We start from the raw sequence: 22,552 nt of genomic DNA, 5'->3' as shown, positions 1-22,552 counted from the left end.
AAGCTTTCCCGATCTAGGCAACAGCAGTCACACTCGCTAGTTTGTCAGCGACTGCGGTAGAATCCGTCAGTAATTCGACATCAACGCGCCAAGCAAAGAGAAAACCATGCCCATCTACGCCTATCGCTGTGCCGCCTGCGCGCACTATGGTGAACACTTACAAAAACTCAGCGACCCCGCACTCACCCAATGCCCAGCGTGTGCCGCAACCGAATACCAAAAGCAGCTCAGCGCCGTTGGCGTGCAAATTAAAGGCGCGGCAGCAACCAGCACCGCGCCCACGCCACATCACTGCGGGCCAGGCTGCCAGCACTAAACACGCGACACGGCGTCTTGGTATTGCCAGCACGCCAAGCTGACTTTATTACTTTTAATGCCCTATGTGCTGCACTACCATGCCGATTCTTGCCAACTTGACTGAATCGGATGCAAACACATGTCTGCCCGCCTACCTATTCGAACCACCCTTTGGTGCGTGAAATTACGCCGCCAAAGTGCCACGCATTTTGCCGCCTTGCTGGCGGCCTTGACTTTGTGTGCTGGGCTCGCGCAAGCGCAAACCTTGATCACGCCACAAGCGTCAGGCTTTGAAGAAAACAGTCAAATCGCCGCAGTTTTTGCCAAAGCGCAGATCCAAGGCAGCATCGCCATATTGGATGTCAGTCAGCAGCGACTCGTGGGGCACAATGGCGAGCGGGCCGCAACGCGCTTTATTCCTGCGTCCACCTTTAAAATCGCCAATAGCTTAATTGGCCTCAGTCGCAAGGCGGTCAGCAGTGTGGATGAGGTGTTTTACCATTACGATGGCCAGCCCGTGTATTTAGCCAGTTGGGCGCACGATATGAGTTTACGCGACGCGCTACGCGTGTCTAACGTACCAGCCTACCAACAACTGGCCAAAAAAATCGGCCTGAGCGCCATGCAAAGTGAAGTGAGCAAACTCAATTACGGCAATGCCGATATTGGTTCACAAGTTGATCAGTTTTGGCCCAAAGGGCCACTCAAAATCAGCCCGATTGAACAAAGCCAATTTTTAGCTCGCCTCGCACAAACCCAGCTCCCGCTACCTCAATCAGCCCAAATCGCGGTGCGCGACATTATGCAACTTGAATCGGGCAATGGCTGGACGCTCTACGGTAAAACTGGGCTCTACCGCACTAGCCCATCGGACATTGGCTGGTTTGTTGGCTGGATAGAAGAAAACGGTAAAATCTATAGCTTTGCGCTCAATATGGATCAAGCCAAAGAAACACCGCTCAGCCAGCGCATTCAATTAAGTAAAGACAGCTTACAAGCGCTAGGACTGATGAAAAAATAGCCATTACAAATGGACTCGCAACCGGGCAGCTCACTGCAAGCTGCCCTGCTGTGGTCAATATTTTCCGAGCACAACCACAATTGTTTTTCTTTTATTGCTAACGAAAGAGCACGCATTAAATGCATGCAGGCTTTGCCAATTGAAATACACCATCAAATGCACGCTAATTTATTTCTGAGTGGCGGATATTGATTCTTAGCCATCTAAAACAAACGCTTGGCTGCTACTGCGCTCGTTTGCTACGCAAACCAGCTTCGCACATCAAGGCTCTGGCTTTGCAACGGCCATTTGAACCCCTTCAATGGCCAGCACCCACCCCAAGTTTCGACTGCCTGCGGCACCCAAACTTTTTAAAAAGTGCGTATTTTGGCGCACAGTTCAAGCGAATCAATACGGGCATTGAGCTCTTGAATTTTACGCAGCTCTAGCGTGAGCGTTTTAGCTTTGGGGTTTCAGCCCATGCTGCTCTTGGCGGTACGGTGTAATCCTGCGCGAAATGCGATGTCACTAACACCCTAAACTGGCAAGCCTGAGTGATTAAATAACCTTGCTGGAGAACTAAATTAGCGGCTTCGATTTTAAAGTCTGGGGTAAATATTCTGCGGACCTTGCTTATGAAACACCTCATTAACGAGAGCGCGCTGAGTACCTAAGTTGGCACCCAGAATCATACGCCACAACACATTTTGCGTTATTGCTCACCATCCACGTGCGCCAACCAAAGTTCAATCCAGAGGGGTTGCTGTGGCACAATATGTTGCGTGAGGGCGAGGTTTTCTATTTCGAGATACGACATGATGCTTTCCAAAAAGATAAAGACAAGCTCGCCAAGATCCTCTTTATGCTGCGTCGCAACATTGATAAAAATCAATGCTTAAGCCATCTATCCCTCTATTTCCGACAAAATACCACCCCTGATTAACGCCAAAAAACTCACGTAATTACGACGTAATATTTTGCCAGCCGCACCATCAGCCACTTCGGTATTATTTACTCGTATACCACCAAAGCTGTGCAGCAAGATGCAGGGGAATAACAGGCAATTACTGTGCTTTTCCATGCAAAGTATCGTCATTAAATCCTCATCAATTTAAACTAATGTCGCTGGTAACGACCCAGCTAAACCCTAGGTGAAAGTGAATTATGCGCATCCGGCGATTCAAAACCGGCGATGAAGTCGCCTTATTTCAAGTTTTTTTATCTGCTGTGCATGGTATTGCGGCACACGATTATTCGCCAGAACAAATCCAAGCCTGGGCCCCCATCACCCTGCCTGCCGAGATATGGGCCAGCAAAATGCAAACTTTGCGCCCATGGGTGCTCGAGATCGACAATACAATTGTTGCTTATGCTGATGTGCAAGCCAACGGCTATATCGACCATTTTTTTGTTGCTGCCAACGCCACACGAAAAGGCCTTGGCAGCCAATTAATGCAGCAGATTTTTGCTACCGCAACACATTTGGCAATGATTGAGCTCAGCGCCGACGTGAGCATAAGCGCCGAGCCGTTCTTTTTGCACCACGGCTTTGCAGTAGCCGAGCGAAAACAAACCCTTTGCCGTGGCGTCATATTGCAAAATGCATTGATGCGAAAAAAGATGGACTACCGCATCGATATCCCTCAAAAAAAGTAACCGTCATCAAAAGCTAAATGCTCACTAATCAAAACAATCTTGAATGAGCGCAATGGCCAAAGTGTTGATGCCGAAATTTAGAAAACCAAAGGCCGCAAACCCTCGGGTTGCGGCCTTCTTTATTTTCTAGATACACCCGTACTGTTCGGCCTAAGCGGCCATCGCAAGTTTCTTCATTTTCAATAATGCATTCCTATTTTGGCTTAAATTATTTCTCAGTCTATTTAAAAAGCCGAGCGCTAAAATTGAGTACTAAAATTCGCAGTTAAAAAATACATTTTTGAATCATTGTATTGACCACTGAGCGGACCAAGATGATTGACCGAGGCTGCGCCAATATCCATGTATTCAAATGCGATACCTAGGCTGTTTTTCTTGTCCAATTGATACTGAGCACCGATACCAAACCGCCATGCTTCTCCTGAAGGCAAAGTGAGCGAGGCATTTTGACTATCCTTGTAAAAGCTGCTGTCGTAGGCAATGCCCGTATTTAATCTGAGTTTCTCACTGTATTGGTATTGCACACCGAGTGCGGTATGCCAGGTGTCTTTAAATTGCTGAGAGGCTTCATTGCCATTGTTTTTGTTATGGTTGTAGGCACTCCAATCTTGCCAACCTAGATTACCCATCACCGCCCAACGTGGCGTGAGCTGATGAAACGCGCTCAACATAATTTGCTGCGGCGCATTCACTTCTTGTGCAACTAAAGCTTGCTGGCCAAGTACAGTCGGATTCAAATCAAAGTTATATTGTGTTGCGCTAGTGTAGGCCAAGCCAAAGCGGGTCGATTCGTCCAATTGATAGAGAACGCCCAATTTTGCATTTAGCGCCCAATCATCACTCGACGTTTTCTCTTCTGAGCCAAATAAAGTATCGCGCGTTAACGAAGCATAGCCGTAATTGATACCAATGCTCCCACCCACAGACCACTCATCGTTAATCCGGTACGCCATGCTAGGTTGGATTGTGACCGCCATCGTTGCGCCATTTTTGATCGCCGCACTGCCAACATAATTCCCTTTTGGGCCTGCGATCCCCCAACCCCCAAAATCTAGCGCCAGCCCATAATTGCCATAGACACCGAGGCCGACCGTGACCTGATCGTTCACGGCATGGCTATAAAATGCGCTCATTCCTGGGAACCAACCGATGACGTTGTCGGCGTTGTTACCATTATTCACTGTGTATGGCACATCGCCGTACAGTGCTTGAGCGCCCAACGTGAGCTGGTCACCTTTCATCATGGCCAACCCTGCCGGATTGGCCACCATCACCGATGGATCTTGTGCTCGTGCGGCCATACCAGCACCAGCTAGACCCACATCCTCAGTGCCAACTTCATAAAGATAAAGTCCGCCCGCCCAGCTTGGCGCTGAACATAGTGCTGTAATCAGCAGCATGGATTTGAATTTCATTGAACTACCTGAATTTAAAGAAATGCGCGCACAGCTGACAAATCAGCCATCTAAATGTATCGCTCTGCAATCACCAGCCACACCTCGGCTTGAGATATGGCTGGCGATGCAGCAGTTTTATCGCGAAATCACCATCAATGTGTTTTCTTTGTACCCGGCAAAATTTCGAAACGTGGGTCGAATTTTTCTTGCGTGCTCATCAATTGACCGAGCACCGCTTTATTACCATCGAGCTTCACTTTCCCAGATTGTGCTAATTTTTCAAATGTCGATTGACCTGTCATGATCATTTCCAAATCAGCGCGGTTTGCAGTTACCGTCAAATCGGCGTCTTTAGCGGTGTAGCCCTTGATATTGGTCAGCGTCGAATTACTCATCTCAAGTACAAACTTTTCGCCATTATCTGGCGTGATCAGATTAATTTTGAATTTCATACCCGCCGCTTTTGTGCTGTTCATTGCAATACCCAAATAATCCAGCATCAATTCGGTACTCATTGCACGCACCATATCGGGACTACCTGCCTTCGGTGAAGCGCCTTCTGGAATACCATGGCGCAATTCATACGCACTGGCCAAGAAGCTGTTACGCAAAGCCACGCTTTCTTTCTGATAACCCAGTTGCTCATACACATCAGCCAACAAGTCTTTCGCAGCCGTATTATTCGGCTCAGCCAGGGTCAGCTTATTGAGAATTTCGACAGCCTCAAGATATTTACCTTGTTTATTCAGCTCACGACCCTTGGCAAGAATTTTCTTGCTGCCACCCATCATTTCGACATACAGCGGTGCAGAGTCGCGTGGTGATAGCGGCATCAGCGTGGCTGGATTGGCATCCCAATACCCCAGATAGCGATTCAAAACGGCGCGGCTATTGTGTTCTTCAGAGCCATGGTAAGAATGTGCCGCCCAATTGCTTTGCAATGATTGCGGTGGTTTGTACACATTGTGAATTTCGTTGATCGTTACACCCTTGTTAGCATGATGTAGTACGTCATTATTCAAGTTGGCGTAAATATCACGCTGCGTGCGCAGAACCTCTTTCACGCGCTCATTGCCCCAACGCGGCCAACTATGCGAAGAAAACATCACTTCGGTTTTATCGCCAAACAAGTACAGCGCGTTGTTGATATTTTTGGACCACAACAATGCATCACGCACTAAAGCGCCGCGTAGGGTGTAAATGTTGTGTACGGTGCCAGTTACGTTTTCCGCTGCCCAAAATGCATTAAATTGTGGGAAATACGTATTCATCTCGGCAGGCGCTTCGGTGCCTGGCGTGTTCTGGAACACCATTTTCACACCGTCAATGGTGATTTCTTCAATGTCTTTGCTCACGGTACGGTTTGGTTCAATCAGACCAATCTCACCCGATGAAATGTTTTTCCCAATCGCTTGGTCGACGTGGCCATGAGGATTACGCGGCAGCAAAGTACCGTAAGTGAGCTGCATCCGACGCGTCATCGCATTACCGGCATAAATATTTTCTGAAACGGCATGCTCCATAAAACCTTCTGGCGCAATCACAGGCACTTTGCCGCTTTTCACGTCTTCTTCATTCACCACACCGCGAATACCACCAAAGTGGTCACCATGCGAATGGGATAGAACAACCGCCACCACAGGACGATAGCCGAGTTGTTCATTGGCAAAGGCCAGTGCTGCTCGCGCCGTCTCTTTTGAAGTCAGTACATCAAATAAAATCCAGCCCGTATCGCCTTTAATGATGGTCATATTGGCCAAGTCAAAACCACGGATTTGATAGATTTTGCCTGGTACAACTTCATACAAACCATAAGCCATATTCAGCTGTGCTTGGCGCTGTAAAGAAGGATGGATGCTGTCGTAGTCTTTGCCTTTAAGCAGATACTCATAACTACCGATATTCCACGCGACAACACCATCATCCCCTTTGATCGTGGTATAGGTCGGCGCAGCAATAAAACCTTTTTTTGACTCTTCAAAATCTCTTTGGTCTTCAAACGGTAAAGTAGCCCGCTGAACATTTTGCTTATCAATTGTATATTGCGATGGTGGCTTACCTTTTGGATCAAAATGCTTGCCTTGCAAAGCAGCAGGATCCGTCTCGGCCGAACCACCGCCGCCTGCTGCAAAGCTCGTCGAGCTAATACTGCTCATTAAGGTGAGTGATACAAGTAATGTCAGAGTTTTGATACGCATGATATTGACCTCGGTCGCGTTAGAAATACCAACCATCAAAAACACACTGTGATGGAAAAGTATTACGTGTTTAAATTAGGTTGTTTGCACTAATTTGTGCATATTAGTACAACTGCACTAACTTTTATTTGTACTATTACACTGCAACAGAGGTATTTATGACAAAAGAAAAACCCGTTATTGCGCGTAATATTCGCACCCAAAAACCTGTTTCCTTAGCCACGATTGACAATATTCTCGGCAGTGCGCGGCAAGTGCTCATTCAGCATGGCTATGCTAGTTTCACCACCCGCCGTGTTGCCGAAGCGGCCGGCATTTCTCCTGGCAATTTGTCATACCACTTCCCCAGCAAAAACGAACTTATTCAAGCGTTGATCTCGAACATGCTGGACGAATACCTACTTAATTTTGAAAAAGAAATTAATATCGCGGATAAAAATTTAACGATTGGTTTAGATAAGCTCGTTGAATGGTTGCTAGACGATGCGATTACCGAGTCAACCGCAAGAACATTTCGCGAACTTTGGGCGATGGCACAACATGATGAATCGATTCGCAAGATGGTCGATGACTTTTATGATGTAACCATTGAAAGAGCTGCGATGCTAATTGCACAAAACCAGCCTGCCGCACAGATAGATAGCCTACGTGAATGGGTACATTTACTGGCCATGATTGCCGAAGGTGCGATTGTGCTTTATGGCTCATGCCAAACTAGAGTCGTTAGTTTTGAGCGCATAAAAAAAATGGTGATTTCACTATGCCTTAACGATATCGGAGCACGCCAAATTCATTCGGAATCAATGCTTTAATTTCATGCTGCTGTCGGCTCGTCGACATTCTGGCCACAATGTGCTGTGGCGACTATTCAGTAAGTTATATGCTTTCCCCTCTCAGCATAAAAAAAGCCGCCCAAAATCTGGGCGGCTGTTAACGAGTTAAACTGGGTTACTTGATTTTCACCACGCGATTGAGTGCAGGCACGGCAAGGTTAGGATTGGCTTTGATATACGCTTCAAACGCATCAACATCCTGTGCTCCGCCAAGGATATTCGTACCTTTGGTCAGCACGGTAAAACCATCGCCGCCGGACGCAAGATAATTATTCACCGTCACTCGGTAATTCAGAACATTGGAAATCGCCACGCCATTGAGCTTAATGCTGGCGGGATCGACTTTTTGCCCCGCCGCCAGCGTTGAATCCCAACTGTAAGTAAACCCATTCGAGACCAGCAAAATACGGTTAAATGGCTGATTATTGCTGTAACCGGTAAATTGCTGCTCGAGCATCTCCTTGATTTGCGCACCATTGAGCGTCATCGACACCAAAGTATTGCCAAACGGTTGCACGGTGAAGAGCTGACCATAAGTCACTTGCGAGGCAACCGGCACTAAATCAGCACGCACACCACCTGGGTTCATAAACGCGATTTCCGCTGCACCCATATTAGCTGGCTTGGTGGCGGCTAATTGCGAATCAACAATCACATCGCCCAAGGTGCTTTCACCGGCGGGATTGGTGGTTTTAAGCAAAGAACCGGCAATCGTACCCACAATGCGATTTTCCAATGGTGTGACTAGCGCATCGTATTTGGTGATGATTGCAGTTTGTACAGCGTCTTTAGCAACATCATTCGTCACGACGATGTTTTTTGCCGATGATTTAATCACATCGCGAGTTTTTGGATCTAATGTCAGATCGATCTCAGAAATGACTCGGCCATATTGATTGGCACTAGTGACCAATTTGCCATTAATTTGGCAGTTATACGCTTGGTGAGTGTGCCCAGAAACAATGGCATCTACTGCCGGATCAAGGCGTTTCACGATGTCGACAATCGCGCCAGATACGCCTTTGCATTCATTCAAATCGCCGAGCTGGGTACCCCCTTCGTGCACCAACACCACAATCGCCTCGATGCCTTGCGCTTTGAGCTTAGGCACCAGTGCATTGACGGTGTCGGCTTCATCTTTAAACGTTAAGCCCGCCACGCCTGATGGCGTCACAATGCCTGGTGTGCCTTTGAGCGTCATGCCAATAAATGCGACTTTAACGCCACTAAATTCTTTGACTTGATACTCGGGAAACAGTGTTTTACCCGTTTTGCTATCAACGACATTCGCCGCTAAAAATTTAAACTTTGCTCCGCCAAATGTCGTTCCCGCTTTGCAGCCATCGGTTGGATGGCAACCGCCGCTTTGCATCCGCAATAGCTCGGTGCTACCTTCGTCAAATTCATGATTGCCAACCGCGTTGAGTTCCAAACCCATTTCATTCATAGCTTCGATCGTTGGTTCGTCGTGAAACAGCGCCGACAACAGCGGACTAGCACCAATCAAATCGCCAGCGGAAACGATAATATTATTCGGATTTTTGGCTTTCAGCGTTTTTAGCCATGTAGCCAGATATTCGCTACCCCCTGCGGCGACCTTGATGGTTTTAGTTGCATTGGCAGGATCGGGAATCGTTACCGTACCACCGGGTTTTAGATTGCCGTGAAAATCATTAATCGCCAGCATTTTAACTTCAATCGGCGCCGTATTAACCTCCGGGTTGGGCGTCGGTGATGCTAAAGCAGGATTTGTTGTTGCAGCTGGTGGAGTCAGCGTCGGCTCTGTGGATGAGCCGCCACCACAAGCGGTTAAAAACAGCGGCATGGCGCAAATTGCCAGTACCGCTTGAACAGATGCACGAATTTTCATTGCACTCACCTCGTAGAAAATGAGGCGAGCATATGCTTACATTCTTTCAGTTTAGATACGGCAAGGTGAAACTTTTGTTATGCACTTATTGAAACTGCCGGCCTCGTAAGGCAAGCAATCAAACCAGTGAGTAGCAGTAAAACGCAAGACACAGCGACGACTTACTCGCGCCGCCGCGATTTTAACCCAGTAGCCGAATTTTTAAGTAGCTGAAATTTAATGGGAAAATTGATTTTGGTATCGGCTTTACGAAGACCGGCTGGTAGCTCAATAATTCATCAGCGCGAACAGTGAAGTTTAGTGACCCACTGATTTCGTACGCCGAGAAAGCGTTTTAGTGTCCGTTGAGTCCGAGTAGCTGGTGTAGAAACTCATCACAATGAGGGCCGCTACCTGATGGTTTGCGGCCATTCATTTTGTATTATCGGCATCGACGAATTGGCTAAAGCAGATAAAAACATTCAAAAAAATAAGCGCCTAAATATAGTTCAGTTTGTTAGTTGCTTTGATAAAAAAGCAGAAGATAAAGGACAAAGACTAGAAAACTGGCTTGTTGCCTGAATCTCTATTGGAGCCATATTGCGTTCTGTTATTTGATAGCTGGCCTTAAGAAAAAACTTCTCGGCCGTATTCGTTAACAGATATAGCGTTTTTACACCTTGCTGCCGGGCTTGATCCTCTGCGTATAAGACAAGTGAAGTAGCTAGTCCTTTTTCACGAAATGCAGCGGCGACAGCCAATGAGCGTAGCAGGCCAACATCCTCGAAAATTTCTAAGCCAATAATTGCGATCAACTCATTCTTGTATTTTATTCCACAGAAAACCGGTAGATTTTCTACTGCGACATCGCTACTTTTTAAATTGCAATCGTCCAGTAGACGAGTGATTTCTGCTAAATCACTTACTCGCTTTATTTGCATGGCATTTTTTTCCAAATTTAACAGTTAAACTTAAAAATTTAGAAGTTGGTTTAATTTAAATTAAAAAACACTGCCTTTTTTAAAATCCCTTCGTTTTAAAATTGATCTTCTCCCATACTGCATTTAGACCTGTATAGGAAATGCCATTGTTTTTGAATTCACACATACTTCTGACTAACTATCAGTTAAAAGGTAACTGCGACGTAGTCAGTAGCTGATGCAAAATTAAGATGGCCTATGCTGTATACAAGTACAGCAGCGAGCGCTTTGGCCGAGTTGCACGAGATTTCATTACAAAAGACGAAGGCCGCTACCTGATGGTTTGCGGCCTCTCTTTTTTCATCAGTCGACATCGACACCTTGGCCAAAGCGGCCGCTCCACCGCTTTCATCTGAACGGGAACAGTGAGGTAAAAAGCCGACAGACCGGTCTCTACAAACACTAGGGCAATTTACTTACCGCAGAAAGACTCACAGGGGCGATTAGCCCTTCACAGCCAGTAGCTGATCGGTGTCAAGGCCCGTCAGTTTTTTAAGACTGTGCAGCAAATACCACAGACTGGCCATCAGAACGATCATGCTGGGAACCATGATTACTGGGTAGCTAAGTGCGGTCATTTTTCCCAATTCGGCGGCAAATTCGCTGGTACCCGGAGGGCTAACGACGATCCAACGGGCCAACAGATAATTCAGAACACCCGATAAAAAGAACGAGCTTGCGACCAAGTAGCTGGTGATGGTCAGGCGTTTAGCCAACTCAGCTTGCTGTTGCTCAGTGCTGAGTGCTTGCTTAATGGCTGCGAGGTTAAGAATTTGATCGTTATATAGCAGCTTGTGCAACAGCGGATAGGACGTGAACTGGCTAATCAGTAGCGCTAAGCCAATGAGGGTGGGGATGGCAGCCTCTTTGATGGCGAGGTACTTGGGATCAAGCTCTAACAAACTAATGCCACCGGTTAGTAGTACGCTGACCACCCCTAGAATCGAAATAAAATTTACTTTGCCGCTTTGTTTTAAGTCGTATAGGCCGTAAGCCAAGGGAAACGCCAGCGCGGCCACCACTGCCCAAGTCGGCCCTAGCCATTGGTCGGTGCTTAATTTGGTGAGAATCAGCGTCGGGATCAGAATGTTCAGCAGCAGATTGCCAAACAGGCTGGGTTGTTTTTGTGCGCTCATGATGTTCAGTAAGTAAAAAAGAAGCCCATGCTAACAAAAAAATGCCCAACGGCGATAAATCTACTAAAGTAGTCGCGGCTTAAACGGCGATTTGCAATACCGACATCCTGTGCGTTGCACTGCCTCCACTAAATACAAAGAACATCAAGGACTTCAGCAATGACTGCCCCATCAAACGCTTTTGCGCAGCCTAGCATTTCAGATTTAGCAACTTTTGCAAAGGCTGTAGATTATTCTTTGATGGATCGGCTTACACCAGATCCAGATGGCACATCCGATGGAAACGATCACAACACACGGCAAGTGTTTTCTGGTCATTATGTCCGAGTGAAACCTACCGCAATGGGCCATGCCGAATATATTAGTCATAGCCAAGCTTTGTTTGCTCAATTGGGAATCGCCGATGCCCTCGTCCATGACAATGGCTTCAAGCAACTTTTTTCCGGTGATTTAAGTCAGGCGCCTACGCCGATGGTGCGCTATGGCTGGGCAACAGGATATGCACTATCAATATACGGGACTGAATATACCCAACAATGCCCCTTTCGCACTGGCAATGGCTATGGTGATGGCCGTGCAATGTCGGTATTTGAAGGCGTCTTTAGCGGCAAACGCTATGAAATGCAGTTAAAAGGTGGCGGGCCAACCGCCTACTGCCGCGGAGGCGACGGTCGGGCAGTTTTGCGATCAAGCGTGCGAGAATTTTTAGCACAAGAATATATGCACGCCTTAGGTGTGCCAAGCGCTCGTTCGCTCACTTTATATGTATCCAAGTCAGAAACTGCGGCGCGGCCTTGGTATTCGCCAAATTCCTACTCAGCCAATCCCGACATCATGGTGGACAACCCTGTTGCCATATCGACGCGCGTCGCTTCTTCATTTTTGCGCGTTGGCCAGATAGAGCTGTTTGCCCGTCGAGCACGTGTTAATGCGCATGACAATGCTCGGCTAGAGCTAACAGCCATCGTGGCACATTTGATTGAGCGCGAGTACCAAAGCGAAATAGATCCAAGCCTAGCGTTTCACCAACAAATTATTGAGTTGGCTAAATCGTTTAGAAAGCGTTTAAGTCAACTCGTCGCACATTGGTTACGTGTAGGCTTCTGCCAAGGCAATTTTAATAGCGACAACTGCCAAGCGGGAGGATTAACCTTAGATTATGGCCCATTTGGATTTTGTGAGCTCTTCGACCCCGACTTTCAGCCGTGGACTGGTGGTGGCCAGCACTTCGCCTTTTTAAACCAACCTGCTGCCGCTGAAGCTAACTTTCATATGTTTTGGCTGGCACTACGAACTTTGCTTGCGCAAGATCAGCAGGCAATCGAGCAATTAGATGAGGTTCGCAGTGGCTTTAAAGTTGAGATGCAGCAGCAATGTCAGAGCATGTGGGCCGCAAAATTAGGACTGAGCGAGTTTCCTCAGCAATTGTTTAGCCAATTGATGCCGTTAATGACTCAAACAAAGCTGGATTACACTATCTTTTTCCGCGAGCTATCGCATATACCTAGCGATATCGGAAGCTTGAAAAAGAGCTTTTATCAAGCAACTTCCGCCGTGCTTGATCAGCAATGGCAACATTGGCTAGACCAATGGCTCGATCTGTTAGCAAATGAAAAACAAGATTTAGATACAATTAAAATCAACATGCAACTCACCAACCCAAAATACACCTGGCGAGAATGGCTGGTTGCACCCGCTTATGAACAAGCGAAACAAGGCGATTACTCATTAATTGAAGAGCTGAAACAGGTGTTTAATGACCCCTACAGTGAACAAGAACAGGCGATTGAAGAAAAATATTACCGACTCAAACCCGATCATTTTTTCAACGCAGGTGGCATTTCGCACTACAGCTGTTCGTCTTGAATAACTAAATGACGGTTAGGCCATGATGCCGAAAAATCGCTTCGGCCGCTCCGCAGACGCAAATGCGTGAAAGATGAAAGAACACAAACGAATACGTTGCGGCTCTTTCATTTGTCAAATTCATGCCAACGCCGTCCCCCAATTGCTTTGTCAGCGCTTTGCAATTGGCTTTGTTTTTCTTTACAAGGCTTTTGTCGTGGCTCACTAAATTGAGTCGCCAGCTAATGTTGGGAGCACCGTCTGCTTTGGCCGATCTGTTAAAGAAGCCAAATCATGAAAAACGAAAGGCCGCTAACCAAGGTGTAGCGGCCTTATTCAATTCGCTGGTCGGCAAAAGAGAACGCTGCCTCCGATAATACGAGCGGCAGAATCTGAAAAGCGGTCGACCCGTGGTCAATTAGAGAGCAATACTTTAGCTTACAAAGTTAAAACCTGCGCCAATGCATTTTCTACAACTGCATTAAAATCCAATCGGTGTATGGTAGTTCAAGAACTGCAAAAGCAGTTTATCGCATGGTTTAGCACCTTGATCAAAGATCGCGGTCGATATTAATCGTGTATTTAGCCATACTTGCTGACACCAACAAGACCATAGAAAAAAACATAAATTAAGCTAACAAATCGCAAACCGTGTTTTATATCCAACCCTGAGATACTATCTGCCCAACGCTCTAAAAACACGCCAATCATGAATAACTTGACTACTGATTTGCCAAATGAAGCCATGCAGCTCAAGCTGACTGCGCTGCAACACGTTCTGTCGTATAGAAACATATTTATAATTAGCTTTTTTAGTTCGGGCGAAATTCTGTCTCACAATTACCCCTCGCACGACAACGCAAAACGGCTGGACGACTTCACGTTTTTGATCGGCAAAGACAATTTACTGGCAATTAGTGCGCTAAGTAAAACGTCAGTCACAGGGGCAGATGGCTGGAAATTTTATAATCGCAATTTGCAATTGCATTTATTTCGCGTCAATGAGCAATTGTGGAATCTGGAAGTCGGCTCGCAAGAAGAAGAAAACGACGGGCACTTTAGCAACCCTGATTTCGAAAAGTTTTACAGCCTGACCGAAACACTCAGCGATGTGCGTGAATGGCAAGATGGCGGCGAAATGGACGAATTACTGGCGCGGATACGCGATGTACATTTGCCAAAAATTCGCCAAATCAAGTCAACAATCAGTGACCCGATTTTAAGTATGTGCCTCGATTTAATCGAAGGCATGGTCGTTTCAACACTCAATGTTGATACCGACATCGACGCCAGCTTGTATGCGCTATTAACACCCTCCGAAGTGCAGGTCGCCAAATTTATCAAAGTAGGCATGTCGACCAAAGAAATCGCGACCAGCCTGAGCGTGGCATCCAAGACAGTCGAAAACCACCGCAACAGCCTGCGCGCTAAATTGGGCATTACCAATAAAGGCATTAATCTACGCAATTATCTCATCACCCTGGGCTCGCACCCAGGGGTATAGCCGCCCAATCAAATCAGATCATAACTCTCCAGCACATACCCTCGCTGCGGCGCGAGCGCTGCATTCTCGGCTGGAATAAGCGCATAGATACGGCACATCGCTATTCATCGCCTCGTAGCCACTACGCAAGCCTACGACAAGCAGCCGTTGCGGCACGGTTCGGCGCAAAGTATCAACCAACTCGCGCGACGCTGCTTGCTGAAAGTCTTCACCGGGCAGCGGATAATTTTCTGTGACCGCCAGCACCAGCGCGGTCGATGAAGACGCCTGATTGAGCAGCCACGCCTGCGCCGCGTCATGATCAAGAATCAGCAAACGATCTACCTCCAGATGCAAGCTAATTTCTGCGGCAAAGTAATCGAAGGCGCTGATCGCCTGATTGGGGCCGATGCCGCGCAGATTCATCAAATTAGCGTAGTCGGCCAGCGGCGTAGTTTGAATCACCACCACCTGTTGCTCGGCCTGAATCGGCAATAAGCGCGCGGGGTCGCGCAAGATTTTCACCGCCGCCTGCGCCGCCTGTTTTTCTATTTCCAGATGCGCCACCAGATTAAAATCTTGAAACAAGGCCATCGGCTGCAAACGCGCTAGTTTGAACGCGACCACTCGGCTGACGATGCTATCAAGTTCAGGGAAGCGCCCCGCACTCGCCTCGGCCACAATCGCATCGAGCATTGCCAATTGATTATCCAAATACGCCGTATGGTGATCGTAATGCTCTTCAGACAGCATCATCATGTCGATACCGGCCTTAAACGCCAGCAGCGCCGCGTCAACGGGCGCGTAATTGCGGCGGATCGCGCCCATATTCATGCTGTCGGAAATCACAATCCCGCCAAAGCCCAACGTCTCGCGCAGCACGCCGCGCAAAATCGGCGCAGACAACGTCGCGGGATGTGCCGCATCAAGTTGCGGATAGCGAATGTGCGAGGTCATCACCAGATCAACGCCAGCATCGACCGCCGCCTTGAACGGCAACAGGTCTTGCTGCATCAATTGCTCAAACGATTTATCCACCACCGGAATCTCCCGATGGGTATCGCCCGTGGTATCGCCGTGCCCTGGGAAATGTTTGGCGCACACGGTAATGCCCCCCTGATGCCCGCCCTGCACCGCCGCCGCCACATGCGCCGCGACGTGCGTCGGCACTTCGCCAAAAGCGCGGGTGTCGATAATTGGCGAATTGGGTTTTAGATTCACATCGGAGCATGGCCCGAGCACACAATTAAAGCCAGCCGAACGCATTTGCTCGCCAAACACCGCATACATCGCCGACGTTAGCTTGGTCTGATTGGCCGCCCCCAGCGCCAGATTGCCCGGCCCAGTTGTTGATGCCGGTGTCAGCACGCTCCACGCCCCTTCCTGATCAACGCCGAGCAGCAAAGGCACATGGTGTTCGCGCTGCTGCACCATCGCCGCCATTGCCCGCGTTAACTGTCGTGCTTCGGCGAACGTTTCGGCATTATCTTGGCTCAGATAGCAGCCGCCCAGATTATATTGCTCGATCAAAATACGGGCAGCTTCGGCGTTTTTGCCGGGGAATGCCAAAATAAACAATTGCCCGACTTTTTCTACCACAGACCAGTTAGCAACGATTTGGGCAGCTTGCACCCGATAAGCCTCAAACATATTCGACATTATTTTCTCCCTAATGAAGCGTTTACCAAATTGCAGGCAAAGCCTGAGCTAGGGTATCTATCTCAAAGATATATACCCAAATGTTTTGATAGAGATACTAGGTGCAGGTATTAAAGAAATAGGGCTAGGTTTTGGTCTTTTTCTTTCGCAACGTCCCCATCGTCATCGTGACGGCGAAAATAATAATGATGCCGCGCAGGATCAATTGCTGATCCACATTCAAGCCCATCAGCACCAGCCCGTTATTGACCATACCCATAATCAGCGCACCGATTAGCGCGCCAATCACCGTGCCTTTGCCGCCGAACAAACTGGTGCCACCGATAATCACCGCCGCAATCACCATCATCAGATCGCTCTCGCCCAAGGTGTAGCGCGCGCTTTGTAAACGGCCAGCATACAAAATACCCGCCAGCGCAGCCAAGGTTGAATTAAGCACCAAGACGTACAGCTTGACGCGATTGACGTTAATGCCCGAATACATCGCCGATATTTTATTACCGCCGCTGGCGAGCACTTCTTTACCAAAGCTGGTTTTACGCAGCAAGACATGGCCACCTGCCGCAATCACCATCATCCAGATAAACAGCACCGAAATCGGCCCGATATCGCCCGAGCCAAAAATAAAAGCAAAGGTTTCGTTATCCACCGGAATCGTCTGCAAATCAGTGACCCAACGCGTGATGCCCGTGATAATGCCTGTCATCCCCAAGGTCACCAGAAACGATGGAATCCCGACTTTCGATACAAACAGCCCATTAATCAGCCCACACACAGCGCCCACCAACAGCGCGGCAGGTACTGCAATAATCATCCCGTACGGCAACAACAGCGCGACGGTAACCGCCGACAGCGCCACCACAGCGCCGAACGATAAATCAATCTCAGCCGCCGACAGCACAAAAGTCATCCCGACCGCCATAATCGAAATCATCGCTGTTTGCCGGGCGATATTCATCAGATTACCGGCTTGTAAAAAGCCTTTGTCGTGCAGAAAAATCGAGAAAAAGACAAACAAGCCGACAAACACAAAATAAATAATAAAGCGTTGCCATTGCCCGATGGCAAACGGAAAAGCGGCGCGTTTAATGGCGATATCCATGATGCATCCTCACTGTACGGCGGCCAGTAGCCGCTCTTCTGTTGTTGCCGCCAATTGGCCTGCGATTCGCCCTTTTTTCACGATGTAAGTCGTGTCACAAAAGCTGGCGATTTCACTGTATTCACTCGACACAAACACCACCGCATTGCCCTGCTGCACGTAGTCATTCACGATGTGCATAATTTCGTGTTTGGCCGCCAGATCGATGCCAAATGTAGGATCGTCGAGCAGCAAGACTTTAGCTTGGGTATGCAGGCATTTGCCGATCACGACTTTTTGCTGATTACCGCCGGACAGAAAACGCACTATCTGATCAATGCCGGTGGTTTTCACTTGCAAGCGTTTGACCAATTCGTGCGCCATCTCAGCCGCCCGATTCTGATCGATAAAGACAGGATTTGCCAGCTTGCGTAAAGCACACAGCCAGAGATTGTCCATCACGCTGAAATCCAGAATCAAACCTTGGCTGCGCCGATCTTCCGGCACCAAGTTAATGCCATGTGCAATCGCTTGCGCGGGTGACTGTATTTGCACCGCGCGGCCATTGATGCGAATCTGCCCGCTATCGAGCGGATCAAGCCCAAAAATCGCGTTCAGAATTTCGGTGCGACCACTACCCAAGAGCCCCGCCAGCCCGACGATTTGCCCCGGATAAACTTTGAACGAGACTTCATCCAGATGCGAGGTCACTAGATTTTCCACTTCTAACAAGGGCGTTGCTGATTGCGGGAAATCCGTGCTTGCGCGTTGCCAATTGTTTTGCCGCGCAACCGCTTCGCCGAGCATCGACGCCACCAGTTGCGGCACGGAAGTCTCGCTCACCGCCCATTGCTGCACACAACGCCCGTCGCGCAGTACGCTGACGCGATTGCAGATTTTGAAAATATCGCGCAAATAATGCGTGATATAAATCAGCGAAACGCCTTCACTTTGCAGCCGGCGGATGGCCACAAATAGGCGCTCGATTTCCTGATCTGACAGCGATGCCGTGGGCTCGTCCAGAATAATAATCTGCGCATCACTCGACAGCGCCTTGGCGATTTCGACCAATTGCCGCTGCCCCATACTGAGCGATTCAACCAATTGATCGGGCGAAATTTCATTGGCAATGCCAACTTTATCGAGCAGTCGCAACGTCGCGGCACGCATCGCATCGGCATCGAGCAGGCCGCCGACGATGATCCAGTTATTCATGAAAATATTGTCGGCCACCGACATCGTCGGCACGAGGCTGAGCTCCTGATACACCATCGCAATCCCGCGCGAGCGCGCTTCGCTGGTTGAGCTAAAACTCGCTACTTGGCCAAAGATACTTAAGCTGCCCTGATCAGGCTGATGCGTGCCATTAAGCACTTTCATCAAGGTGGATTTGCCTGCGCCGTTTTGCCCGACCACGGCGTGAATCTCGCCATGCGCCAATTCAAAATTCACACCTTTTAATACGGCATTACCGTCAAACTGCTTGAAAATACCTTTGGCGACAATGGCTGCTTGCTGTGACATAGCGACCTCCAAGATGAGGTATATCCACCAACATCATTAAAATTAATGTACTTATGGATATACCCGTTCTTATTTACGATTAGCCAAGGCTTTTTGAATGGCATCGGGTGGCGTGCGCGACAATGCTTTTTGCCATTGCGTGGCCAAATTGGCGGGCGTGACTTTGATCGCATCCACGGTCACAAACGGCGGTGTAGGCTGGTTGAGCAAAGCCAGTGCGCCCATCCGCGCCAGCGTTTTACCCATGTCATAGGGCAGATCAGTGACAATACCAGCAACATTGCCGCCTTTCACCATATCGAGCGCAGTGGCCGCGCCCAAATCCATCGTCACCACTTTGACATCCTTGCGCCCCGCTGCACGCGCCGCCGCAGTGACCCCTTCTGCAATGGCATCCCATGGCGCATAAATCGCTTTCACGCTCGGGTTTTGCGTCAAAATTGCACCTGCGATGACTTCGCCATCATTTGGATTGGCAATGCCTTTGTTGGCGATAATCTTGATATTGGGAAATTTGGCCAATTCGGTTTTTACCGCCGCATCGCGCTGATTAGTCACATAGTAATTAGCGGCGTGATAAAGCAAAGCAACATCGCCTTTACCACCGATACTGGCCGCCATTAACTCCGCAGCTGATTTACCCATGCCGTATAAATCATCGGTCACAATACCGGCGTAATCTTTGCCGGCTTTAAAGCCTTGCGGCGCATTGCTAATAAATACTAGTTTGACGCCTTTATCGCTGGCTTGGCGGAAAGCCGCCGCGCCAGAAACCGGGTCGATCACCAATGAAATAATCACATCGGGCTTGAGCGCTAGTACCGTTTCTAAATCGGTACGTTGTTTTTTAGAATCCATTTCTGCGTCGGTGACGGCTACAACGCTAATCCCCTGCTCGGCGAAGACTTCTTTTGCACCTTTAATCAGCGCCGATGAAAAATCTGACGTGGTGTGCATCAGAATTGCCGCTTTGTACTTTTTACTTTGTAGCGCCTTTGTTTGATCTGGTTTAAGGGTAACTTGCGTATAAGGCGTAGGCTTTTCACCATTTGGTCCAGCGGTTTCACCTGCAACAACCCAAGTACTGGCAACGAATGCAGCCAGACCGATTAATTTATGCATCACGTTCATCATCCACCTCTCAAATATTGCATCCAATCGTAACAAGCGACTCTTGCACCAAACACCAAGCAGTTAACACCCATAAAATGGGTGTTTTATAGGCGGTATTGCGGTGAAGTCTAGGTGTGAAAAATGACAACGTCAAAACAGACGCTGACTCATGTGTCATTTTCGCCCTTTTTTTACCGGTGTGATTGAGCTGCTGAATGTGGCTTTGTTGTATAAATCGGTCGTGAGTAAGTCACCCCACTCGCGCCACCATGGGTGCGCCGAGGTTCTGTGAAGCAGTTCAAAATTTCGGCTCTTGGCAACCCCGCCACCTGACGATCGAAACCCCATGTCATCACCCGCTCACCATCATTTGAAGCCGAGTTTTTTTGTTGCGACCAAACTGCGCCGATGACACCCCGAGCACTTTTGCCCAATCGTTCGACTCAGGTATTTACCTGAAAGCTGATTTTATCAATCAGCCCCGAGGTAATTAACACATAGTTTTCAGGCCTGCATATATGAAATGGCTTAAGATAAAGCATCACCAAAAGCGGTCCAAAACTAGGGCATATGCATGAATTTATCTTCGGAACGGCTGCAAGGCATCCGGGCTTTCATTGAGGTAGCCCAATGCAGCAGTTTTACTGCGGCCGCCGAGCGTATGGCGCTCACTCGATCGGCCGTCGGTAAAGCGGTCCGCCGCCTTGAGGAACGTCTTGGCGTGCAGCTACTAGAACGCACCACCCGCTCAGTGAAGCTGACACCGGAAGGAGCCCGCTTTTTCCAGAGTACCCTGAAAGTACTGAACGAACTTGAAATGGCCGAAACAGCGCTACTGGATAGTAAAAACGGCCTAGCAGGGACTTTACGTATTGCACTGCCTACCTTATTTGGCCGGCGCTGGATTCTCCCTCCATTACTGGAATTAGCGAATACCCACACTGGCTTACAATTAGAATTGCTGTTTTCCAATGAACTGCAGCACTTGCAACAAGATGGTATCGATCTTGCGGTTAGAATTGGTCAGCTCCCGGACTCGGCACAGTTGATCGCCCGCCCATTGGGGATACAAACCGTGCAGCTGTATGCAGCTCCTGCATTTTTAACTAAACATGCCCCCATTCTTTCGCCCAGACAACTAAGTGAAATCCGCTGCATCGTCAGCCATCCGGGTCAGCACTGGCTCTTATACAATGAGTATGGCGAATTAGAAAATTTCCCCCTGCTTGAAGCCTTAGCATTAGATGAAGCGCAGGCCATCCTAGACGCCGCAGTAGCTGGCTTGGGCGTCGCTCGCTTGCCAACTTGGCTGGCCACAGAGGCGATTGCAACGGGCCAATTACAGCCCTTGCTCGCATCAAGCACTCCCCCTGGCCGACCGATTCATCTGCTTTGGACTGCTCGGCCTTATCTGCCTGCCCGACTAAGGTTAGCAATCGACCATCTCATTACGCATTGTCAAGCAAACCCTTGGTGAATCAGCAAAAATAAAATCTCAACTAGGGAATTTAATTCCTCAATATGGGAAATAAACTCGCTTCAGCAGATTCAATCAGCGCATTAACATGACCTTTTCCCTTTATGTCTGGAGACAAAGTCATGACCTCAACAAACTTACAGAATCAGACCATCGTCATTATCGGCGGCAGCTCAGGACTGGGTTTGGCAACCGCTCATGCCGCCATTAAGTCAAAAGCGCGGGTCATTATTGGAGGTGCAGATAACAACAAACTGCAAGCTGCACTCGCCGAACTTGGAGAGCATGCCACTGGACGGACACTTAATGTGCTAGACCCCACGTCAATTCAACAATTTTTTGATGCGATTCCAGCCCTTGACCATTTACTCATTACCGCTGCAGTTATTCGACCTGGGCGGCTGCTTGATGCCCCAATCGAAGCACTCCAAGCCAATCTGGATAGCCGTTTCTGGGGCAGCGTACACAGCTTACGAGCAGCAGCGCCGCGCCTTGCAAGCACGGGGTCTATCACACTAACTTCAGGCATGGTGACCCAGCGCCCACAAGTAGGAAAATCACTGGCAGCGGTCGCAGCTGGAGCAGTAGAAACGCTAGCGCATAGCTTGGTAAGAGAAATTGCCCCCCGTCGCATTAACGTCATCAACCCCGGTCCAATGCATACGTCCTTGCTCACCGACATGCTTGGCAACAACAGCGCACGGATTAATGAACTAACTAATGCCCAACCGCTGAAACGTTTGGGCATGCCTGAGGATTTTGCTGATGCGGCATTATTCTTAATGCACAATCCAAATATAAACGGTGAAGTACTGAATCTGAATGGAGGCAGTTCATGGGCATAAGCACTTACATGAATGAATTAGAATTATTGTGTTTCTGACTTCGGCTTTGGCCGAGCAGCACTGGCATAACTCCAAAATAATACAGGCCGCAACCTAATGGTTTGCGGCCTATTTAAGATCACTCATCAAGGGGGCAAATTTATAGCTTGCTTTTATTAAACTGTCGCTGAATTAAACCA

17 protein-coding genes are annotated in these 22,552 nt (G+C 48.5%); 8 read left to right on the top strand and 9 right to left on the bottom strand.

Features of this window, described 5'->3' with window-relative positions:
- Positions 1-106 precede the first annotated feature (106 nt).
- The 3 genes from HQN60_RS11650 (at position 107) to HQN60_RS11640 (ending at position 2,953) form a co-directional block, all read left to right on the top strand.
- Positions 107-316 carry an FmdB family zinc ribbon protein gene (locus HQN60_RS11650; protein ID WP_173533804.1) on the top strand — a complete coding sequence of 70 codons (210 nt, stop codon included), beginning with the start codon at positions 107-109 and terminating at the stop codon, positions 314-316.
- Positions 317-436: 120 nt separating this feature from the next.
- Entirely contained in the window at positions 437-1,318 is an 882-nt protein-coding gene (gene blaOXA, locus HQN60_RS11645; protein ID WP_173533803.1) for a class D beta-lactamase, read from the top strand.
- A gap of 1,143 nt (positions 1,319-2,461) precedes the next feature.
- Entirely contained in the window at positions 2,462-2,953 is a 492-nt protein-coding gene (locus tag HQN60_RS11640) for a GNAT family N-acetyltransferase (protein ID WP_173533802.1), read from the top strand.
- A gap of 239 nt (positions 2,954-3,192) precedes the next feature.
- On the opposite strand, the gene HQN60_RS11635 is transcribed toward HQN60_RS11640, so the two are convergent.
- Together HQN60_RS11635 and HQN60_RS11630 are read right to left on the bottom strand one after the other, a co-directional pair.
- Positions 3,193-4,368, bottom strand: coding sequence for an OmpP1/FadL family transporter (locus tag HQN60_RS11635; RefSeq protein WP_173533801.1), 1,176 nt, complete (start codon positions 4,366-4,368; stop codon positions 3,193-3,195).
- Between the two features lie 134 nt (positions 4,369-4,502).
- On the bottom strand, positions 4,503-6,548 hold the full coding sequence (locus HQN60_RS11630; protein ID WP_173533800.1) for an alkyl/aryl-sulfatase: 2,046 nt from the start codon (positions 6,546-6,548) through the stop codon (positions 4,503-4,505).
- A gap of 158 nt (positions 6,549-6,706) precedes the next feature.
- Here HQN60_RS11630 and HQN60_RS11625 point away from each other — a divergent pair, with 158 nt between their 5' ends.
- A complete protein-coding gene (locus HQN60_RS11625) occupies positions 6,707-7,360 on the top strand; it encodes a TetR/AcrR family transcriptional regulator (RefSeq protein ID WP_173533799.1) in 654 nt (217 codons plus the stop codon).
- Between the two features lie 136 nt (positions 7,361-7,496).
- Here the strand turns inward: HQN60_RS11625 and HQN60_RS11620 are convergent, their stop codons facing one another.
- The 3 genes from HQN60_RS11620 to HQN60_RS11610 form a co-directional block, all read right to left on the bottom strand.
- Positions 7,497-9,251, bottom strand: a complete 1,755-nt coding sequence (locus tag HQN60_RS11620) for a bifunctional metallophosphatase/5'-nucleotidase (protein WP_173533798.1) — start codon at positions 9,249-9,251, stop codon at positions 7,497-7,499.
- Between the two features lie 488 nt (positions 9,252-9,739).
- A complete protein-coding gene (gene arsN2 / locus HQN60_RS11615) occupies positions 9,740-10,171 on the bottom strand; it encodes an arsenic resistance N-acetyltransferase ArsN2 (RefSeq protein ID WP_173533797.1) in 432 nt (143 codons plus the stop codon).
- A gap of 482 nt (positions 10,172-10,653) precedes the next feature.
- Positions 10,654-11,346, bottom strand: coding sequence for a VC0807 family protein (locus tag HQN60_RS11610; protein ID WP_173533796.1), 693 nt, complete (start codon positions 11,344-11,346; stop codon positions 10,654-10,656).
- Between the two features lie 159 nt (positions 11,347-11,505).
- Here HQN60_RS11610 and HQN60_RS11605 point away from each other — a divergent pair, with 159 nt between their 5' ends.
- Positions 11,506-13,212, top strand: a complete 1,707-nt coding sequence (locus HQN60_RS11605) for a protein adenylyltransferase SelO family protein (protein ID WP_173533795.1) — start codon at positions 11,506-11,508, stop codon at positions 13,210-13,212.
- 688 nt (positions 13,213-13,900) lie between these two features.
- Complete coding sequence (locus HQN60_RS11600; RefSeq protein WP_173533794.1) at positions 13,901-14,695, top strand: LuxR C-terminal-related transcriptional regulator; 795 nt, start codon at positions 13,901-13,903, stop codon at positions 14,693-14,695.
- Between the two features lie 18 nt (positions 14,696-14,713).
- Here HQN60_RS11600 and HQN60_RS11595 read toward each other — a convergent pair whose 3' ends face one another.
- The 4 genes from HQN60_RS11595 to HQN60_RS11580 form a co-directional block, all read right to left on the bottom strand.
- On the bottom strand, positions 14,714-16,333 hold the full coding sequence (locus tag HQN60_RS11595) for a glycoside hydrolase family 3 protein (RefSeq protein WP_217390122.1): 1,620 nt from the start codon (positions 16,331-16,333) through the stop codon (positions 14,714-14,716).
- Between the two features lie 124 nt (positions 16,334-16,457).
- Complete coding sequence (locus tag HQN60_RS11590) at positions 16,458-17,435, bottom strand: ABC transporter permease (RefSeq protein WP_173533793.1); 978 nt, start codon at positions 17,433-17,435, stop codon at positions 16,458-16,460.
- Between the two features lie 9 nt (positions 17,436-17,444).
- Positions 17,445-18,938, bottom strand: a complete 1,494-nt coding sequence (locus HQN60_RS11585) for a sugar ABC transporter ATP-binding protein (RefSeq protein ID WP_173533792.1) — start codon at positions 18,936-18,938, stop codon at positions 17,445-17,447.
- Positions 18,939-19,007: 69 nt separating this feature from the next.
- Positions 19,008-20,060: a substrate-binding domain-containing protein gene (locus tag HQN60_RS11580; protein ID WP_217390120.1), complete on the bottom strand. Its 1,053-nt coding sequence runs from the start codon at positions 20,058-20,060 to the stop codon at positions 19,008-19,010.
- Between the two features lie 565 nt (positions 20,061-20,625).
- On the opposite strand from HQN60_RS11580, the gene HQN60_RS11575 reads away from it, so the two are divergent.
- Positions 20,626-21,528, top strand: coding sequence for a LysR family transcriptional regulator (locus tag HQN60_RS11575; protein ID WP_173533791.1), 903 nt, complete (start codon positions 20,626-20,628; stop codon positions 21,526-21,528).
- A 122-nt stretch (positions 21,529-21,650) separates the two neighbouring features.
- Positions 21,651-22,373, top strand: a complete 723-nt coding sequence (locus HQN60_RS11570) for an SDR family oxidoreductase (RefSeq protein ID WP_173533790.1) — start codon at positions 21,651-21,653, stop codon at positions 22,371-22,373.
- The last annotated feature ends 179 nt before the right edge of the window (positions 22,374-22,552 follow it).

The sequence above is a fragment of the Deefgea piscis genome (assembly GCF_013284055.1).
Taxonomy (GTDB): Bacteria; Pseudomonadota; Gammaproteobacteria; order Burkholderiales; family Chitinibacteraceae; genus Deefgea; species Deefgea piscis.
Note: the sequence above shows the minus strand (reverse complement) of the source record. Positions and strands in the feature narration are given on the sequence as shown.